At 61.7% G+C, this 16,824-nt stretch carries 14 protein-coding genes; 6 read left to right on the plus strand and 8 right to left on the minus strand.

From position 1 onward, the window contains the following. Positions 1–99: 99 nt before the first annotated feature. A complete protein-coding gene (locus HF916_RS45150) occupies positions 100–609 on the plus strand; it encodes a flavin reductase family protein (protein WP_168795074.1) in 510 nt (169 codons plus the stop codon). Between the two features lie 125 nt (positions 610–734). Here HF916_RS45150 and HF916_RS45155 read toward each other — a convergent pair whose 3' ends face one another. After that, positions 735–1,250, minus strand: a complete 516-nt coding sequence (locus HF916_RS45155) for an Lrp/AsnC family transcriptional regulator (RefSeq protein WP_012434188.1) — start codon at positions 1,248–1,250, stop codon at positions 735–737. A gap of 130 nt (positions 1,251–1,380) precedes the next feature. Here HF916_RS45155 and kynB point away from each other — a divergent pair, with 130 nt between their 5' ends. From kynB to kynA, 3 genes are read left to right on the plus strand one after another with little or no spacing between them, the layout of a single operon-like run. Beyond that, positions 1,381–2,031, plus strand: coding sequence for an arylformamidase (gene kynB, locus HF916_RS45160; protein WP_168795075.1), 651 nt, complete (start codon positions 1,381–1,383; stop codon positions 2,029–2,031). 29 nt (positions 2,032–2,060) lie between these two features. Then, positions 2,061–3,311, plus strand: coding sequence for a kynureninase (gene kynU / locus HF916_RS45165; protein ID WP_168795076.1), 1,251 nt, complete (start codon positions 2,061–2,063; stop codon positions 3,309–3,311). A gap of 10 nt (positions 3,312–3,321) precedes the next feature. After that, positions 3,322–4,254, plus strand: a complete 933-nt coding sequence (gene kynA / locus HF916_RS45170) for a tryptophan 2,3-dioxygenase (RefSeq protein WP_168795077.1) — start codon at positions 3,322–3,324, stop codon at positions 4,252–4,254. An 899-nt stretch (positions 4,255–5,153) separates the two neighbouring features. On the opposite strand, the gene HF916_RS45175 is transcribed toward kynA, so the two are convergent. The 7 genes from HF916_RS45175 to HF916_RS45205 all read right to left on the minus strand — a co-directional run bounded on the left by HF916_RS45175 (position 5,154) and on the right by HF916_RS45205 (position 13,229). Further along, positions 5,154–5,891, minus strand: a complete 738-nt coding sequence (locus tag HF916_RS45175; protein WP_168795078.1) for an SDR family oxidoreductase — start codon at positions 5,889–5,891, stop codon at positions 5,154–5,156. Beyond that, on the minus strand, positions 5,888–7,432 hold the full coding sequence (locus HF916_RS45180) for an FGGY-family carbohydrate kinase (protein ID WP_168795079.1): 1,545 nt from the start codon (positions 7,430–7,432) through the stop codon (positions 5,888–5,890). The genes HF916_RS45175 and HF916_RS45180 overlap by 4 nt, the downstream gene beginning before the upstream one ends. A 46-nt stretch (positions 7,433–7,478) precedes the next feature. Then, positions 7,479–8,567 carry an alcohol dehydrogenase catalytic domain-containing protein gene (locus HF916_RS45185; RefSeq protein ID WP_168795080.1) on the minus strand — a complete coding sequence of 363 codons (1,089 nt, stop codon included), beginning with the start codon at positions 8,565–8,567 and terminating at the stop codon, positions 7,479–7,481. A gap of 38 nt (positions 8,568–8,605) precedes the next feature. Next, complete coding sequence (locus HF916_RS45190; protein ID WP_168795081.1) at positions 8,606–9,613, minus strand: ABC transporter permease; 1,008 nt, start codon at positions 9,611–9,613, stop codon at positions 8,606–8,608. Then, positions 9,600–11,120: a sugar ABC transporter ATP-binding protein gene (locus HF916_RS45195; RefSeq protein ID WP_168795082.1), complete on the minus strand. Its 1,521-nt coding sequence runs from the start codon at positions 11,118–11,120 to the stop codon at positions 9,600–9,602. Before HF916_RS45195 ends, HF916_RS45190 begins: the two co-directional genes overlap by 14 nt. A 61-nt stretch (positions 11,121–11,181) precedes the next feature. Beyond that, a complete protein-coding gene (locus tag HF916_RS45200; RefSeq protein ID WP_168795083.1) occupies positions 11,182–12,147 on the minus strand; it encodes an ABC transporter substrate-binding protein in 966 nt (321 codons plus the stop codon). Between the two features lie 101 nt (positions 12,148–12,248). Beyond that, positions 12,249–13,229 (minus strand): AraC family transcriptional regulator, encoded by a 981-nt coding sequence (locus tag HF916_RS45205; protein WP_168795084.1) that lies wholly within the window; start codon positions 13,227–13,229, stop codon positions 12,249–12,251. A gap of 457 nt (positions 13,230–13,686) precedes the next feature. On the opposite strand from HF916_RS45205, the gene dalD reads away from it, so the two are divergent. Both dalD and xylB read left to right on the plus strand, forming a co-directional pair. Continuing rightward, positions 13,687–15,099 (plus strand): D-arabinitol 4-dehydrogenase, encoded by a 1,413-nt coding sequence (gene dalD / locus HF916_RS45210; RefSeq protein WP_168795085.1) that lies wholly within the window; start codon positions 13,687–13,689, stop codon positions 15,097–15,099. A gap of 158 nt (positions 15,100–15,257) precedes the next feature. After that, positions 15,258–16,739 (plus strand): xylulokinase, encoded by a 1,482-nt coding sequence (gene xylB / locus HF916_RS45215; protein WP_168795086.1) that lies wholly within the window; start codon positions 15,258–15,260, stop codon positions 16,737–16,739. Positions 16,740–16,824: the final 85 nt, after the last annotated feature.

The raw sequence follows: 16,824 nt of genomic DNA on the forward strand, positions 1-16,824 counted from the left end.
GACGATTTTCACTATGACTTTCGAATCATTTATTTCCAGCGGCACGCGAGATGGATTCAACCCGGCGTTCACCCGGTTTGCGCCAGGGACTTGCGCCCGATGAAGCACGCCAGCCCGCCCAACTTCGACCAGAACGCCTTCAAACAGGCGCTCAGCCAATTTGCCACCGGCGTCACCGTCATTACAACGCGCGCGGCGTCCGGCCAGTTGATCGGCATCACGGCCAGCTCATTTAATTCGGTTTCGCTCAATCCGCCGCTGGTGTTATGGAGTCTCGCCACGCGCTCGGCGTCGATGCAGGTGTTCCGCGCCAACAGTCACTACGTGGTCAATGTGCTAGCTTCGTCGCAGCTCGATCTGTGCAAGCGTTTTGCGACCGTGAAGGGCGATCGCTTCGAAGGCGTGTCGCACGCGGAAGGCGACACCGGCATGCCGGTGCTCGACGGCGCGCTCGCGTGGTTCGAATGCCATAACCGCAGCCGTTACGAAGAAGGCGACCACGTGATTTTTGTCGGCGAAGTGGAGCGCTGCGGCGTGCACGAGAATGCCGCGGAGATTTCGCCGCTGGTTTTTCAGAACGGCTTGTTTCACGGACTCGACCCGCTTTGAACGCGCCGCCGCGTTGAGATGCGGTGCGAACGGTTCGAGCGGTTCGAGCAATGACATGCGGCGCCAGGCGGTCGCCGCCAGAAATAAATCGCCGCGCCCCCATGCCGGCGCGGCCGCCCTCTCACTCAGCGATCGTTATGCGCGGCGCTATGCCCACCGGTTTTCTTCACCAACGAAACCGGCACGCCCGAATCTTCCTTGAGCGTCTGCAGCACGATATTCGAACGAATATCCATCACACCCGGCGCCTTGTAGAGACGCTGCAGGACGAAATCCGAATAGTGTTTGAGGTTGTGCGCGAGGACCCGCAGCAGATAGTGGGTCTCGCCGGTCACGACGAACGCGCCGACCACTTCCGGCCAGTCGCGCACCGCTTCCGCGAAGCGTTCGTGCCAATTCTCCTGGTCGTTGCGCATGGACACCTGCACGAACGCTTCCAGTTCGAAACCTAGCACTTCGCGATTCAGACACGCGCGGTAGTGTTCGATGACCCCCTGCTCTTCGAGCAGGCGCAGGCGTCGCAGACAGGCTGACGGCGAGAGCGAAATGCGCTCCGCGAGGTCGAGATTGCTGATCCGTCCTTCTTGCTGAAGCACCGTCAAGATACGGCAATCGGTGGCGTCGAGCGAGATCGCGTTCATATTCGGTCTCCCTTTCCCGTTTGTCTCAAATTATGTTCCAAGACACGGCGCAGAAGGAGATTTTTTCGCAATCACATTTCGCGGCAAGCCACCTATCATTCCCGGATAGACACAAACCGCTGATGCGACTATGCCAACACTTTGGGACATTACCCCCGCCGTCGATACCGCCACGCCCGTCTGGCCGGGCGACACGCCGGTGGCCATCGAGCGCGTGTGGCGCATGGAGGCGGGCTCGCCCGTCAATGTCGCGCGGCTGACGCTGTCGCCGCACACCGGCGCGCACACCGACGCCCCGCTGCACTACGACGCCGAAGGCGCCGCCATCGGCGAAGTGCCGCTCGATGCGTACCTCGGCCGATGCCGCGTGATTCATTGCATCGGCGCATCGCCTGTTGTGACGCCACAACACCTGGCCGGCTCGCTCGACGACCTGCCGCCGCGAGTCTTACTGCGCACTTACAGAAATGCGCCGACCACCGCTTGGGACAGCGCGTTCTGCGCGGTCGCGCCGGACACCATCGACCTGCTGGCGGCGCGCGGCGTGAAGCTGATCGGCATCGACACGCCATCGCTCGACCCGCAGGAATCGAAGACGATGGACGCTCATCACCGGATCCGCGCGCATCGCATGGCGATTCTCGAAGGCATCGTGCTCGACGACGTCGCGCCCGGCGACTACGAACTGATCGCGCTGCCGCTCAAGCTGACCACGCTCGATGCAAGCCCGGTGCGCGCGATTCTGCGCGCACTGCCCGGGTCTCGGCCCAATTCTCACTGAACACCTCTGATCTGACTGACGGAATCACCATGAACAACCGAGACGAAGCACTGGCGCTCGACAGCGCCGATCCCCTCGCGACGTTGCGCGACCAGTTCGCGCTGTCGCCGACCACCATCTATCTCGACGGCAATTCGCTGGGCGTGCCGCCCGCGGCCGCCGCGCAGCGCGCACAGACCGTGATCGGCGCCGAATGGGGCGAAGGCTTGATTCGTAGCTGGAACACCGCCGGTTGGTTCGAGCTGCCGCGCCGCCTCGGCAACAAGCTCGCGCCGTTGATCGGCGCGGGGGAAAACGAAGTGGTCGTCACCGATACGATTTCGATCAATCTGTTCAAGCTGTTGTCGGCGGCCGTGCGGGTCGCGAATGCACGCGATCCCAAGCGTCGTGTGATCGTTTCCGAGCGCTCGAATTTCCCGACGGATCTGTACATCGCGCAAGGTTTGATCGAGCAGCTCGATCGCGGCTATGAACTGCGCCTCGTCGACGATCCTTCCGAACTGCCTGCCGCGATCGGCGATGACACCGCCATCGCGATGATCACGCACGTGAACTATCGCACCGGCTACATGCACGACATGGCTGCGCTCACCAAGCTGATCCACGACAAAGGCGCGCTCGCGTTGTGGGACTTGGCGCATTCGGCGGGCGCGGTCCCGGTCGATCTGAACGGCGTCGGCGCGGACTATGCGGTGGGCTGCACGTATAAGTATCTGAATGGCGGTCCGGGTTCGCCTGCGTTCGTGTGGGTGCCCAAGCGTCATCAAAACGAGTTCGCGCAGCCGTTGTCGGGCTGGTGGGGACATCGCGCGCCGTTCAAGATGGATCCGGCGTATCAGCCCGATGACGGCATCGGCCGATTTTTGTGTGGCACGCAGCCGATGGTGTCGATGTCGCTTGTCGAGTGCGGGCTCGATGTGTTTTTGCAAACCGATATGCAGGCGGTGCGCAAGAAGTCGCTGGCGTTGACGGATCTGTTCATCGAACTGGTCGAAGCGCGTTGCAGCGAATTTCCGTTGACGCTCGTGACGCCGCGTGAGCATGCGCAGCGTGGGTCGCATGCGAGCTTCGAGCATCCGCATGGCTATGAGGTGATGCAGGCGTTGATTGCGCGTGGGGTGATCGGCGATTATCGTGAGCCGCATGTGTTGCGGTTTGGTTTTACGCCGCTGTATACGCGCTTTGTCGATGTATGGGATGCGGTGGAAACGTTGCGCGAGGTGCTTGTGAAGGAAACCTGGCGGGCACCCGAATTCGCTGCACGCGGCGCAGTGACCTGAGGAGCGCGCGATGACCGATCACATGCAAACACCGGGGTTGCCCGAAGAGAAACCGGCACAGGGATGTCCGTTTGGGCATGGGAGTGTTGCGTCGCATGCGGCTCCCCCGGCCGCCGATTCCGGCGATGGCTGGCATGATGCGCAGCTCGATTTTTCGGACTCGATGAGTTACGGCGATTATCTTTCGTTGGGGACGGTGCTGGATGCGCAGCATCCGTTGTCGCCGGATCACAATGAGATGCTGTTCATCATTCAGCATCAGACGAGCGAGTTGTGGATGAAGCTTGCTTTGTATGAGTTGCGGGCGGCGTTGCAGGCTGTGCATCGGGACGAATTGCCCCCGGCGTTCAAGATGCTTGCGCGTGTGTCGCGGATCATGGAGCAGCTCGTGCAGGCTTGGAGTGTTCTCGCGACTATGACGCCGTCTGAGTACACGGCGATGCGGCCTTATTTGGGCAGTTCTTCCGGGTTTCAGTCTTATCAGTATCGGCAGATTGAGTTTTTGCTCGGGAATAAGAATGAGCAGATGCTGAAGCCGCATGCGCATCAGGCTGATGTGTTGGCTGAGGTCAAGGCTTCGCTGGAAGCGCCTTCTTTTTATGATGAAGTTGTGCGGTTGCTCGCGCGGCGGGGGTTTGCGATTTCATCTTCCAGGTTGGAGCGGGATTGGAGTCAGCCTACTGTGCATGATGCTTCTGTTGAGGCGGCATGGTTGGAGGTTTATCGGAATCCTTCCCAGCATTGGGAGTTGTATGAGATGGCTGAGGAGCTTGTTGATCTCGAGGATGCTTTTCGGCAGTGGCGGTTTAGGCATGTGACTACCGTTGAGAGGATTATTGGGTTTAAGCAAGGGACTGGGGGGACCAGTGGGGCCACTTATCTGCGCAAGATGCTGGATGTGGTTTTGTTTCCGGAGCTTTGGCATGTTCGGACTATGCTGTAGGTGCGTTGTTTTTCCTGCTTGGTCGCTTGGTTTGTCTGGGATCCTAAGGGGTTGGCCTTTCCTTGATTTTTTTGTGGTCTATTAGCGTTGCCCCTGTGCGGGGCGGCACCTACTTCTCTTTGCCGCCGTGTATAGACCGCCGCAAAGAGAAGTAGGCAAGAGAAAGCGGCTCATACCGCTAATTCTTAAGTGGATCCCTCGCGCAGCCTCGGTAGTGGTGCATCTGGAATCTGTGTTCTCGCACGTTCCGCGTTCGTGACAAGGCCGTCATACTTCCCGCCTCGCGCTCCGCGCTCGCCGGAACGGTCTGCTTATAACCTGTGGCTTCGATTGTGTACGGTGGGGGCCATCGGCTTCGCCTCGGCGATGACGCGAACAGTCCATCGTTTGATGGTGCACCGGGCAATGGACGAATGTCTCGCTTAGCAAGACCGTCACATTCGCGAAATGGCTAGGCACGGCATTCACCAAACTATGCGTTCTTGCGCCGAAGCTTCTTTGGCGCCGTAGTCTTTCAGGTGCCGGTAAAACCGGAAGCCTTTAACGGCATTTCGCCGAGGCGGAGCGACGGCCCCCAACCACGCACAAACGCACCCACTGGTTTTACGCGGACCGTTCCGGCGAGTGCGGAGCGCGAGGCGGGAAGTATGACGGCCTTGTCACGAACACGGAATGTGCGAGAACACAGATTCCAGATGCACCACTACCGAGGCTGCGCGAGGGATCCACTTAAGAATTAGCGGTGTGAGCCGCTTTCTCTTGCCTACTTCTCTTTGCGGCGGCAAAGAGAAGTAGGTGCCGCCCCGCACAGGGGCAACGCTAATAGACCACAAAAAAATCAAGGAAAGGCCAACCCCTTAGGATCCCAGACAAACCAACCGCCGAGCAGGCAAAAACCCTCACTTCGCCGTATACCCCCCATCAACAGGCAAACAAACCCCACTAATCATAGAAGCCGCATCACTCAACAAAAACAAAATCGGCGCCGCAACCTCAGCAGACTCAGCAAACCGCCGCAACGGAATCGCCCTAAGCGCAGGATCCCGCTTAACCGGATCACTCCAGGCCAGCACTGCCATAGGCGTCAACGTAACCGTAGGATTCACACTATTAACCCGAATCCCAAAAGGCCCCAACTCAACACACAAAGCCCTCGTAACAGCATCAAGCGCCGCCTTGGAAGCCGAATAACTCAAATGATCATCCAGCGCCACCAGTGCAGCCTGACTGGAAACATTAACGATACTGCCACCGCGTTGAGCATCGATCATCCCCCGCGCCACATGCTTGGCCACCAGCACCGCGCCCCGCGCATTCACCGCCATCACACGATCGAAACTCTCACCGGTCGTATCCACAGCACGCTCAAGCAACGCAATCCCCGCGCAATTCACAAGCCCATCGAACGTATCGAGCGAACCAAACGCGTCATCGATAGCCGCTTCATCGCTCACATCGAGCGTTAAAGGCTCGCAACCCGTTTCCTCCGCCAACCGCGCAAGCTCATTCACATTGCGAGCCGCAGCAACTACATTCGCGCCGGACGCGCACAACGCTTCAACCGTCGCACGCCCAATCCCGCTCGAAGCACCCGTAACCAGAATCGACTTACCAGAAAAATCAAAAGTAGCATTCATGATGTCTGCAACCGATGCATGACCGGTTTCAACGCCGGATACAAATCCGTATAAACGCCGAAGCGTTGCTCATACAACGCCATCCGTTGCGCGTTCGGCTCCGCACGTTCAATCAGCGTGACCCATCCGCTCTGCGCCTCTTCACGCGATACCAAACCGACACCGACGCCCGCCAGCAACGCCGCCCCCATCGCCGCCTCCACATCCTGCTCGATGGTATAAACCGGATAGCCGGTAATGTCCGCGATGATCTGCATCCACAAATCCGAATGCGCGGCGCCGCCCACTACGATCAACTTGTCATCCAGCGACTGCGCGCCTTTGCGTCCCGCCTCGATGTTGTGCTTCAGCGCGAACGTTACGCCCTCCAGCACGGCGCGGTACAAATGCGCGCGCGTATGAAACAAGCTCAGTCCGACGAACGCCCCGCTCGCCTTGGCATCCCACACGGGACTACGCTCGCCCATCAGATACGGCAGGAACATCACGCCGTCCGAGCCGGCCGGCACCTTCTCAGCCGACTCTTCCAATAAGCGATGTGGATCGCCATGCGGCGTCGCGCGCGCGGCCTCGATCTCCGCGTGACAGAACTGCTCGCGATACCAGGTCACGGACGCGCCCGCCGTAATCGCGCCACCGAACACATAAATATCGCGCTGTCCATTGAACACATGCGGCATGCTGATCAACCCATGCCGCGCGTCGACACTCTGGTTGATATAGCCCCAACACATGCTCGTGCCGATCATCGCGACGTGCTGTCCCGCGCGCGTGACGCCGGCCGCGAACGTCGCCATCGCCGCGTCCACGCCGCCCGCGACGATCGACGTGCCCGCGTCGAGGCCAAGTTGCTCGACCCACTGCGACAGCAAGCCGCCCACCACGTCCGACGATTCGACCAGCCGCTCCGGCATCATCGTCGCGGGAATGCCGAGCATGTCGAGCGCTTCGTCGGACCAGTCGCGTTTGCCAATGTCGTAGATGCCGCCGATATTGCCCGCCGAACTATGATCGACCGCCACCTCGCCGGTCAGCATGTAGATCACGTAAGCATTCGGCGGCAGGAAGTAGCGCGTATGCGACCACACCTCCGGCTCGTGATCGCGCAGCCACAGCATCTTCGTGTAGCCGTAGTAACTATCCACGCCGTTGCCCGTGATCGTATAGAGCCGTTCGAGATCGACGTTATTGCGTACCCATTCCACCTGCTCGGTGGCGCGCCGATCCATCCAGATCAGACAGGGATAGAGCGGCCGCATGTCGCTATCCACCGGAATGCCGGAGCCGCCGTACAGGCTGCTCACGCACACGGCTTTGATCGACTTTGCCGCAACACCCGCCTCCTTCGCTTTAGCGACGCATGCGGCGATGCACTCCAGGACCGCCTTCAGCCAGACCGCGGGCCATTGTTCGGCCCACAACGGCTTGGGCGTATCCGGCTGGTAGCTCGACGCATGCTGCGCGACGATCGCGCCGTGCTGATCGACCAGCAGCGCCTTGGTGCTCTGCGTGCCGATATCGACGCCGATGACGTAATCCATACTGTCTCCGTTTATATGCCGCTCGTTCACTGCCTGCGTTCGACGTTCAGGCGCGCGGCTTCAGCAACACCTTGATCGAATCGAGCGAGTTGGCGATCTTGATCGCCTCGTCCCATTCTTCCAGCGAAAAGCCGTGCGTGACAATGCCTTTCGATGTAACCAGCCCGCGCGCCAGCAGATCGATCGCGATCGGGTAGCAATACGGTCCAAGATGCGCGCCGCGCACGTCGAGTTCCTTGCGATCGCCGATCACCGACCAGTCCAGCGTCGTATCCGCGCCGAACACCGAAAACTCGACGAACCGCCCAAGCTTGCGAATCAGGTCCATGCCCTGATTCACGCCGATCGGCGCGCCGGTGGTTTCAATATACACATCGCAGCCGTAACCGTCCGTGAGCGAATGGATGATCGCCAGCGCGTCGTCCTGTTTCGGGTTGATCGTCACGTCGGCGCCGTATTCGCGTGCGAGTGCCAGGCGCTCTTCGACCAGATCGATCACCACCAGCTTCTTCGGTGTTTTCAGATGCGCGATTTGCGTCATCATCAGACCGAGCGGGCCGGCGCCGGCGATCACCACCACGTCGTCGAGTTGCACTTCGCCACGGTTGACCGTGTGGATCGCGCAGGCGAGCGGCTCGATGATCGCGGCATCTTCCAGCGAGATGCCGTCGGGTATCTTGTGAACAATCGCTGTCGGCGGAATGCGCATGTATTCGGCCATGCCGCCGTCGGCGACTTCGCGCTGGAAGCCGAAGATGTTGTGCACCTCGCACATCCAGTATTGGCCTGATTTGCAATAGCGGCATTTGCCGCACGGCACGATCTGTTCGGCGATCACGCGGTCGCCCATCTTCACGCCGAAGTGATCGGCCGCACCCTCGCCAATTTCTTCGACGAAACCGAAGAACTCGTGACCGGGAATCACCGGCGCTTTTACCCATGGGCTCGGGCCGCCCCAGAACATCTTCGCGCCCGAATGACATTTGCAGTCGCTCGCGCAAATGCCGCACGCGGCAATGCGGATCACTAGCTCGTGCGCGCCCGCGCGAGGCTTCGACACCTGTTCGACGCGATAGTCTTTCGGTGCGTGACAGACGATAGCTGTCATGTTCTGCTTGTCGGATTGAGTCGTCATTGCATGGTCCTGCTTAAAAAGTGGAGGTCGTTGAAGAGTTACTTTCTGCGGTCGCGGCTGATGTAAATCGCGAGCAAAATGATTCCGCCCTTGATCACGTTCTGTACATACGGATTCACGCCGACCATGTTCAGGCCGTTGTTCAGCACGCCGAGCAGCAGCGCGCCGATCAGCGTGCCGATGATCGAGCCGCGGCCGCCAGAGATCGACGTGCCGCCCATCACGACGGCGGCGATGGCGTCGAGTTCGAAGCCGACGCCGGCGTTCGGCTGGCCGCTCATCAAACGCGCGGTCAGGACAATGGCGGCGAAGGCGGACGTCAAACCAGCAATCGTGTAGACGATCAGCTTCACGCGCGCCACGCGCACGCCGGACAGACGCGTCGCCTGTTCGTTGCCGCCGATCGCATAGACATAGCGGCCGAACGGCATGCGTTCAAGCAGCACCCACGCGATCACATAGATCACCGCCATGATCACGACAGGTGCCTGCACGCCGAGAATCTTGCCGCTGCCGAAGAAGCTGACCCAGTCGGGCAGGCCGTCGATCGGATAGCCGCCCGTGTAGATCAGCGCGAGGCCGCGCGCGATGCCCATGGTCGCGAGCGTGACGATGATCGGCGGCATGCCGGCGAACGCTACGAAGAAACCGTTCGCCGCGCCGAAGCCGAGCCCGACCGCGACACCGATCGCGAGCGCGGCCACCGCGTTCATGCCGGCCACCATCAAACCCGCCGCGAGCGTGCCCGCCAGCGCCATGACGGAGCCGACAGAGAGATCGATGCCACCGGTCAGAATCACGCACGTCATCCCCACGGCGATGATCGCGTTGATCGACACCTGGCGCAGCACGTTCTCGATGTTCGCCCCGGACAGAAAACTGTCGCTCGCGAACACCATCACGACGCAGACGACCAGCAGGCCGATGAACGGGTAGAACAGCGTCGAGCGTTTCAACGCGGCCCACGTGAAGCGCACCGGCGCTCCCGGCGTGTCACTGCTGACAGTGGATGTCTTGGGTGAAGAAGAAGGATTAGGCGTGTTCATGGGTTGCTCCACGAGAGCCGGCAGTTGCATAGGTCATCACGGCGTTCGAGTCGATCGCGTCGCCTTCGAGCATCGCTTCGATGCGGCCCTGCCGGAACACGGCGACGCGGTCGCACATGCCGACGATCTCCGGCAGTTCGGACGAGATCATGATGATCGAGTAGCCGCGCGCGGTGAGTTCGCGCATCAGCAGATAGATTTCGGCTTTGGCGCCGACGTCGATGCCGCGCGTCGGTTCGTCGAAGATCAGGATGTTGGTGTGATGATTCAGCCAGCGCGCGATCACCACCTTCTGCTGATTGCCCCCGGAGAGCGTCGCGACTTCGGTATGCATGGTCGGCGCTTTGACGCCCACGCGTTTCATGATGTCAGCGGTCGCGCGCGCTTCGCTGCGCTGGTCGATAAAGAAACGCAACGAGCGATACTTGCTGAGGTTGTTGATCGAGATGTTCTGCTTGATCGAGAAGTCGGTGATCAGGCCTTCGGTCTTGCGGCTCTCGGGCAGGATGCCGACGCCGGCGCGCAACGCATCGGCGGGATCGGACAGCTTCGCCGCCGCGCCGTTGATGCGAATCTCCTTCACGTAGGCCGAATCCGCGCCGATCACGGCGAGCGCGGTTTCCGTGCGCCCCGAGCCGACCAGTCCCGCGAAGCCGAGAATCTCGCCTTCACGCAGCGTGAAGCTCAACACGGGGCTGTCCTTGAGCAACTGCAGCTTGTCGACGTCGAGCACGATCTTCGCATCGGCACGTATCGGCGGCTTCGGCGGAAAACTGTTTTCGATGCGGCGCCCCACCATCATCTCCACGAGATGCCCCACGTCGGATTGCGATACCTCGGTCATGCCGACGTACTGGCCATCGCGCAGCACGGTGATGCGGTCGCACACTTCGAAAATCTCTTCGAGGTGGTGCGAGATGAAAATCATCGCGACGCCCTGCTGCTTCAGTTCGCGCATGATCGCGAACAGATGCTCGGCTTCGGCGGGCGTGAGCGTGGCGGTGGGCTCGTCCAGAATCAGAATGCGCGCCTCCAGCGAAAGCGCCTTGCCGATTTCGACGAACTGTTGCTGCGCCACCGACAGTTCGCGAATCGGCACCGACAGATCGATCGTCACGCCAAGCCGCTGGAAAATCGCCGCCGCCGCGCGCCGCATCTTGCCGCGTTCGAGCAAGCCCAAACCGTTCTTCAGTTCGCGGCCGAGAAACATGTTCTCCACCGCGTTCAGATACGGAATCAGGCTGAACTCCTGAAACACAATGCCGACGCCCGCGGCGACCGCATCGTGATAGTTGGTGAAATGACGCACCTCGCCTTCAATCGTGATCGAGCCTTCGTCCGGCTGATAGATGCCGCACAGGATTTTCATCAGCGTCGATTTGCCCGCGCCGTTTTCGCCGAGCAACGCGTGAATCTCGCCGCGCGCGATTTCCAGGTGAATGCCTTGCAACGCCTTCACGCCGGGAAAACTCTTGGTGATGTTGTCGAGCTTGAGTATCGTGTCCATCGGGTCCTCCTCTGCTGTCCGTTGCCGTGCTTTTTTCTCAGCGCGGCAACGGACATTCGCGTTACCAGCTGAAACCCTTGGCATTGCTCTTGTCGATCATCTTCACGTCGACAGGAATCGTTTTCGGCACATTGGCGCCCCACTTCTTCGCGAGCGCGATGCCGAGCGCGATGCGCACCTGGTCAGCCGGAAATTGCGCGGACGTTTCGATGAACTTCGAATTCGGCTTCTGAATGGCGGCAATCGCTTCCGGCGCGCCGTCGACGCTGGTCAGCTTGATGTCCTTGCCCGACGATTCAATCGCCGACAGCGCGCCCATCGAGCCGCCGTCGTTCACGCTGAACACGCCCTTCAGATTCGGATGCGCCTGAATCATGTTCTCGGTCACGGACAGCGCGGTTGCGCGTTCCTGCTTACCGTTCTGCGTATCCACGAGCTTCACGCCCGGCACTTTCGCGAGCGCCGCCTTGCAGCCGCGCACACGTTCAAGAATCGGCACGACCGGAATGCCGTCGAGGATCGCCACTTCGCCGCTGCCGCCGATCGACTTCACCAGATACTCGCAAGCCATTTCGCCCGCGTCGTAGTTCTTCGAGCCGACGAACGAATCGACCGGGCCGTTAGCATTCGCATCGACGGCGACCACCACCACGCCCGCCTTCTTCGCCGAGGTCACCGCCGACTGGATGCCGGTCGTATCGGTCGGATTCACGAGCAGAATGTCGATCTTCTTTTGCAGCATGTCTTCGACGTCGCTGACCTGCTTGCTGACATCATGGTGCGCGTCGGTGACGACCACCGTCGCGCCGATCGAAGCAGCCGCATCGTTCAGCGCTTTTTGCATCGTCACGAAGTACGGATTGTTCAGCTCCTGAAACGTCATGCCGATCTTCAGCGGCGCGGCTTGCGCAGCCGGCGCGGCGATGAACGACAGGCCGAAGGCGAGCGTCGCCAGTGCTGCCGTGCTGCGCGCGAAAGTCTTCAACGAAGTCGGCTTCGAAAGGGATTGCGTCAAGGTTGTCTCCATTATTAAAAGTGAGCACGTCCCTCACGCTGTCCTGGGACAGCGCGATACGTGTTGAAACGCGGGTGAAATGAAACGCTTCGGCTGGAACCGTGGGCTTGAGACTACGTCGGTGGATAAGCGGCGGCGGCGCTGCGCGGCAGACCCGGCGCGAGCACGATGGCGGGCGCATCGTCGATACCCACGCCGCGCGCTGCGGCTTCTTCGGAGGCGTCGCGACTCGCGTCGTTCAGTTGCTGGTAGCGGCGGAACTTCGAAGGCGCCATGCCCTTCACCGCGAGAAACTGCCGGTTGAAATTCGACAGATTGTTAAAGCCCGCCTTGAAACAGATATCGGTCACGCTCAGATCGTCGTCGGTGAGCAACTGGCACGCGAGGTTGATCCGCATGCGGTTCACGTACTGCACGAACGGCAAACCGGTATGGCGGCGGAAATAACGCGAGAACGCGCTGACACTCTGGCCCGCGAGCTGCGCGAGGTCCGACTCGCGCAATTCGTTCGCCAGGTTTTTGCCGATATACGACAGCACGTGATTGATGCGCGTCGACGCGAAACGGGTTGGGTCGGCCTGATAAGCGGGACTCGCGAGCGTCTCGCGGTCCTCGGCGTTCATCAGGATTTCGAGCATCGACATGAAGAGAACCAGTCGGCGCAGGCCGCGCGCCGCCAGCAATTCGAGGAACAACGGCTGGATCGCCGCGCTCGTTTGCGCGCCGAACGAGATGCCGCGGCGCGAATCGCCGAGCAGCGCTTCGACCTGACGCCACTCCGGAAAACTGTCGATGCAGCCCGACACGAACTCCTGCCCAAACTGCACGACCAGATTGCGCTGCGCGATCGTCTCGCCTTCCGGCACGTCGCTCACCCAGTTGTGCGGCAGGTTCGGCCCCATCAACACGAGGTTGCCGGGCGTGTAGCTGCTGATGTGATCGCCGACGAACATCTTGCCGGTCGTCGCCACGATCAGGTGAATTTCGTATTCCGGATGAAAGTGCCAGCGCACCGTACGGTACGGATAGCCGTGCGACCATACTTTGAACGATTCGTCACGGCGTACGGCCACGAGTTCGAGATCGGGTTGCACTGTCTGCCTCCATGAAGCGGCCTGCTGAACGCGCCGCTGGTCTTCGTCTTGTATAGCGAAAAGTAGTCCTCCGGCGCGCTATTCACCACTAGAAATGAAGCCGCGGACCGATACTTTTTTGCATTCGGGTTAGTCCTGGCACGGCCGATGTCAAATTTGGTGCAATGCAATACGCTCGGCAACACGCGTCCATCACGCTGTGGCGAACTGCCGATCGCGCCGAAAAGCCCCGCCACGCCGCGCTGCGCCACAAAAAACCGTACGCGGTCGCCTTGACTTTCGTTTCGCCGGGTACGATCATTCGCTCACATGCAGAGCAAATGCTCCAACCAGCGAACGCCGGGCCGCCCCAAGTTCGCTTCGCCCCCTCGGGGGGTCGGCGCGAAGCGTCAGGTTGGGGGCATTCACAAAAACGCACGCTACGAGCCGTGCGAGCAAGGACATTCAGGAGACGCACATGAACAGCGGGCAAGACAGCGGCGCGGCCGCACACGTGATCCTGCACATCGGCGCGGGATCGTTTCATCGCGCGCATCAGGCGTGGTATCTCCATCGATTGAACGAGGCCAACGTGCCGGGCGAGCCGCACTGGTCGCTGACGGTCGGCAATATCCGCAGCGACATGAACGCGGTGCTCGAAGCGCTCGCCGCGCAAAATGGCGTCTACACGCTCGAGACCGTCACGCCTCAGGGAGAGCGCGCTTACGAGACGATTCGTTCGATCGAGCGCGTCGTACCGTGGACCGAAAACCTCGACGCGCTGATCGAAGCGGGCGCCGACCCGGCCTGCAAGATCATCGCGTTCACCGTCACCGAAGGTGGCTATTACCTCGACGAGCAGGACGAACTCGACACGGATAACCCCGATCTCGCGGCCGATCTCAAAGGCGGCCACACCACCATCTACGGCGCGCTGGCTGCCATTCTCGACGCGCGCATGAAAGGCGGCGCGGGCCCGGTCACGCTGCAGACTTGCGACAACCTGCGCAGCAACGGCGAGCGCTTCCATGCCGGCATGAGCGAGTTTCTCGAACGGCGCGGCGCTGCCGACCTGGCGCAATGGTTCGACGACAACACCGCCAGCCCGAGTTCGATGGTCGACCGCATCACGCCGCGTCCCACGCCGGACGTGCGCGAGCGCGTCAAAGCGGCCACCGGCGTCGACGACGCCGCTCCGGTGATGGGCGAAGCGTTCATCCAATGGGTGATCGAAGACAACTTCATCGCGGGGCGTCCGGCATGGGAAAAGGTCGGCGCAGAACTCGTCGACTCGGTGATGCCGTACGAGGAAGCGAAGATCCGCATCCTCAATGCGACGCATAGCTGTATCGCCTGGGCGGGCACACTGGTCGGACTGAACTACATTCACGAAGGCACGCTCGACGCCGACATCAACAAGTTCGCCTACGAATATGTGACCGAAGACGTGATCCCGTGCCTCACGCCGAGTCCGCTCGATCTCGAACGCTATCGCGACGTGGTGCTCGAACGCTTCAGCAATCCTTATATCCAGGACACGAACCAGCGCGTCGCGGCGGACGGCTTTTCGAAGCTGCCCGGCTTTATCGCGCCGACGTTGTCGGAATGTTTCGAGCGTGGCGTCACGCCCGCGGCGACCGCCATGCTGCCCACGCTGTTCTTCCGCTTTCTGGATCGCTGGAACGCCGGCGAGCTGCCCTACGCGTATCAGGACGGCGTGATGGACGAGCGCGTCGCGCGTGCTTTCTTCGAGGCACCCGATCCGTTGAAAGCGTTCGCCGCCGATCGGCTGCTGTGGGGCAGCATGGCGCAGACGCCGGAACTGGAATCGGCGCTGGAAGGCGCATTGGCGCGCGTCGATGTATGGCTCGCGAAACGCGGCGCGGTTTGAACGCCGCTGACCTCACGATTCAGAAGGGCCGCGCACCGCGCGGCATCGAAGCGCGCACGTGCCACGCCAAGCCAGGCTCAGCCAGGCTTAATGCGCATGGCACCGCGCGCCATGTGCGGCTAAAGTAGCGCATCTCCAACGACGAAGGTTCCGCGCCCATGTATCTCGGCATCGACCTCGGCACGTCCGAAGTGAAAGTTCTGCTGCTCGCCTCCGACGGACGCGTGATCGGCACCGCAGGCTCACCGTTTACCGTTTCGCGCCCGCATCAGCGTTGGGCCGAGCAGAATCCCGAAGATTGGTGGGCCGGCACGCGTACCGCGCTCGCCGCGTTGCGCGCCAAACATCCCGACGAGTTCGCGCAGATTCGCGGCATCGGCCTGTCGGGTCAGATGCACGGCGCCGTGCTGCTGGACGCGCAGGACCGCGTGCTGCGTCCCGCGATCCTGTGGAACGACATGCGCAGCGACAAGGAATGCGCGGAACTGACCGAGCGCGCGCCAGAGTTGCACAGCGTGGCCGGCAATCTCGCCATGCCCGGTTTCACCGCGCCGAAGTTGCTGTGGGTCGCGCGCCACGAACCCGAGATTTTTGCGCAGACTGCCTGTGTATTGCTGCCGAAGGATTACTTGCGCCTGCAACTGACCGGCGGCAAGGTGTCCGATCCATCGGATGCGGCCGGCACGCTGTGGCTCGATGTCGCCAAACGCGACTGGTCGGACTCGCTGCTCGCGGCCTGCAACATGTCGCGTACGCAAATGCCGAGCCTGTGCGAAGGCAGCGAGCCGTCCGGCACGCTGCTGCCCGAAGTGGCGCGCGAATTCGGCCTGAGCGACGGCGTGATCGTCGCGGCCGGCGGAGGCGATAACGCCACCAGCGCGATCGGCATCGGTGCGACGCAACCCGGCGACGGCTTCGTCTCGCTCGGCACGTCGGGCGTGCTGTGCGTGGTCGGCGACAGCTTCCGGCCGAATCCAGCTTCGGCCGTGCACGCGTTCTGTCACGCGATTCCGGATCGCTGGCATCAGATGAGCGTGGTGCTCTCCGCCGCAAGCTGTCTGCGCTGGGTCTGCAAGCTCACCTCCACCGACGAGCCGACGCTGCTCGCCGAAATCGAGGCGCTCCCTGCGGACGCATTGAACACCGCGCCGCTCTTCCTGCCCTATCTGTCCGGCGAACGCACGCCGCATAACGACCCCTATGCGCAAGGCGTGTTCTTCGGCATGACTCACGCAACCGATCGCGCGTTGCTCGGCTACGCAGTGCTCGAAGGCGTCACGCTCGCGCTCACCGACGGCCTCGACGCGCTGCGCGCGGCCGGCACCGAAGCGAAGGCGCTGTCCCTGCTCGGCGGCGGCGCCCGCAGCGACTACTGGGCCCAGTTGCTCGCCGACGCGCTCGACACCGCCACCCGCAAGCACGGCGGCGGCGAGACCGGCGCGGCGCTCGGCGCGGCACGCCTCGGCTGGCTGGCCGCCGGTGGCGATCCCGCCACGGTGCTGACCAAGCCGCCGATCGCCAAGGAGTTCACTCCGAACCCGCGCCGCCATGCCGAACTGCGCGCGCGGCTCGAAGCGTATCGTGCACTTTACCGCCACGTGCGGCCGTTGTTCGACCCCGCGCGGCAGCCGCTTGCCTGACCGGCAATCCGTGGCCGGTTTCCGCGCTGGGATGAGTTGAAGCGTGGGGACCGGCTGCTATCATCGGCGCACTTCAAGCGAACCG

This window comes from Paraburkholderia aromaticivorans (assembly GCF_012689525.1).
GTDB lineage: Bacteria > Pseudomonadota > Gammaproteobacteria > Burkholderiales > Burkholderiaceae > Paraburkholderia > Paraburkholderia aromaticivorans_A.

What these genes read in the sequence shown, in the direction of transcription:
- HF916_RS45150 (WP_168795074.1), top strand. Translation starts at nt 100, where the DNA reads ATGAAGCACGCCAGCCCGCCCAACTTCGACCAGAACGCCTTCAAACAG.
- HF916_RS45155 (WP_012434188.1), bottom strand. Translation starts at nt 1,250, where the DNA reads ATGAACGCGATCTCGCTCGACGCCACCGATTGCCGTATCTTGACGGTG.
- kynB (WP_168795075.1), top strand. Translation starts at nt 1,381, where the DNA reads ATGCCAACACTTTGGGACATTACCCCCGCCGTCGATACCGCCACGCCC.
- kynU (WP_168795076.1), top strand. Translation starts at nt 2,061, where the DNA reads ATGAACAACCGAGACGAAGCACTGGCGCTCGACAGCGCCGATCCCCTC.
- kynA (WP_168795077.1), top strand. Translation starts at nt 3,322, where the DNA reads ATGACCGATCACATGCAAACACCGGGGTTGCCCGAAGAGAAACCGGCA.
- HF916_RS45175 (WP_168795078.1), bottom strand. Translation starts at nt 5,891, where the DNA reads ATGAATGCTACTTTTGATTTTTCTGGTAAGTCGATTCTGGTTACGGGT.
- HF916_RS45180 (WP_168795079.1), bottom strand. Translation starts at nt 7,432, where the DNA reads ATGGATTACGTCATCGGCGTCGATATCGGCACGCAGAGCACCAAGGCG.
- HF916_RS45185 (WP_168795080.1), bottom strand. Translation starts at nt 8,567, where the DNA reads ATGACGACTCAATCCGACAAGCAGAACATGACAGCTATCGTCTGTCAC.
- HF916_RS45190 (WP_168795081.1), bottom strand. Translation starts at nt 9,613, where the DNA reads ATGAACACGCCTAATCCTTCTTCTTCACCCAAGACATCCACTGTCAGC.
- HF916_RS45195 (WP_168795082.1), bottom strand. Translation starts at nt 11,120, where the DNA reads ATGGACACGATACTCAAGCTCGACAACATCACCAAGAGTTTTCCCGGC.
- HF916_RS45200 (WP_168795083.1), bottom strand. Translation starts at nt 12,147, where the DNA reads ATGGAGACAACCTTGACGCAATCCCTTTCGAAGCCGACTTCGTTGAAG.
- dalD (WP_168795085.1), top strand. Translation starts at nt 13,687, where the DNA reads ATGAACAGCGGGCAAGACAGCGGCGCGGCCGCACACGTGATCCTGCAC.
- xylB (WP_168795086.1), top strand. Translation starts at nt 15,258, where the DNA reads ATGTATCTCGGCATCGACCTCGGCACGTCCGAAGTGAAAGTTCTGCTG.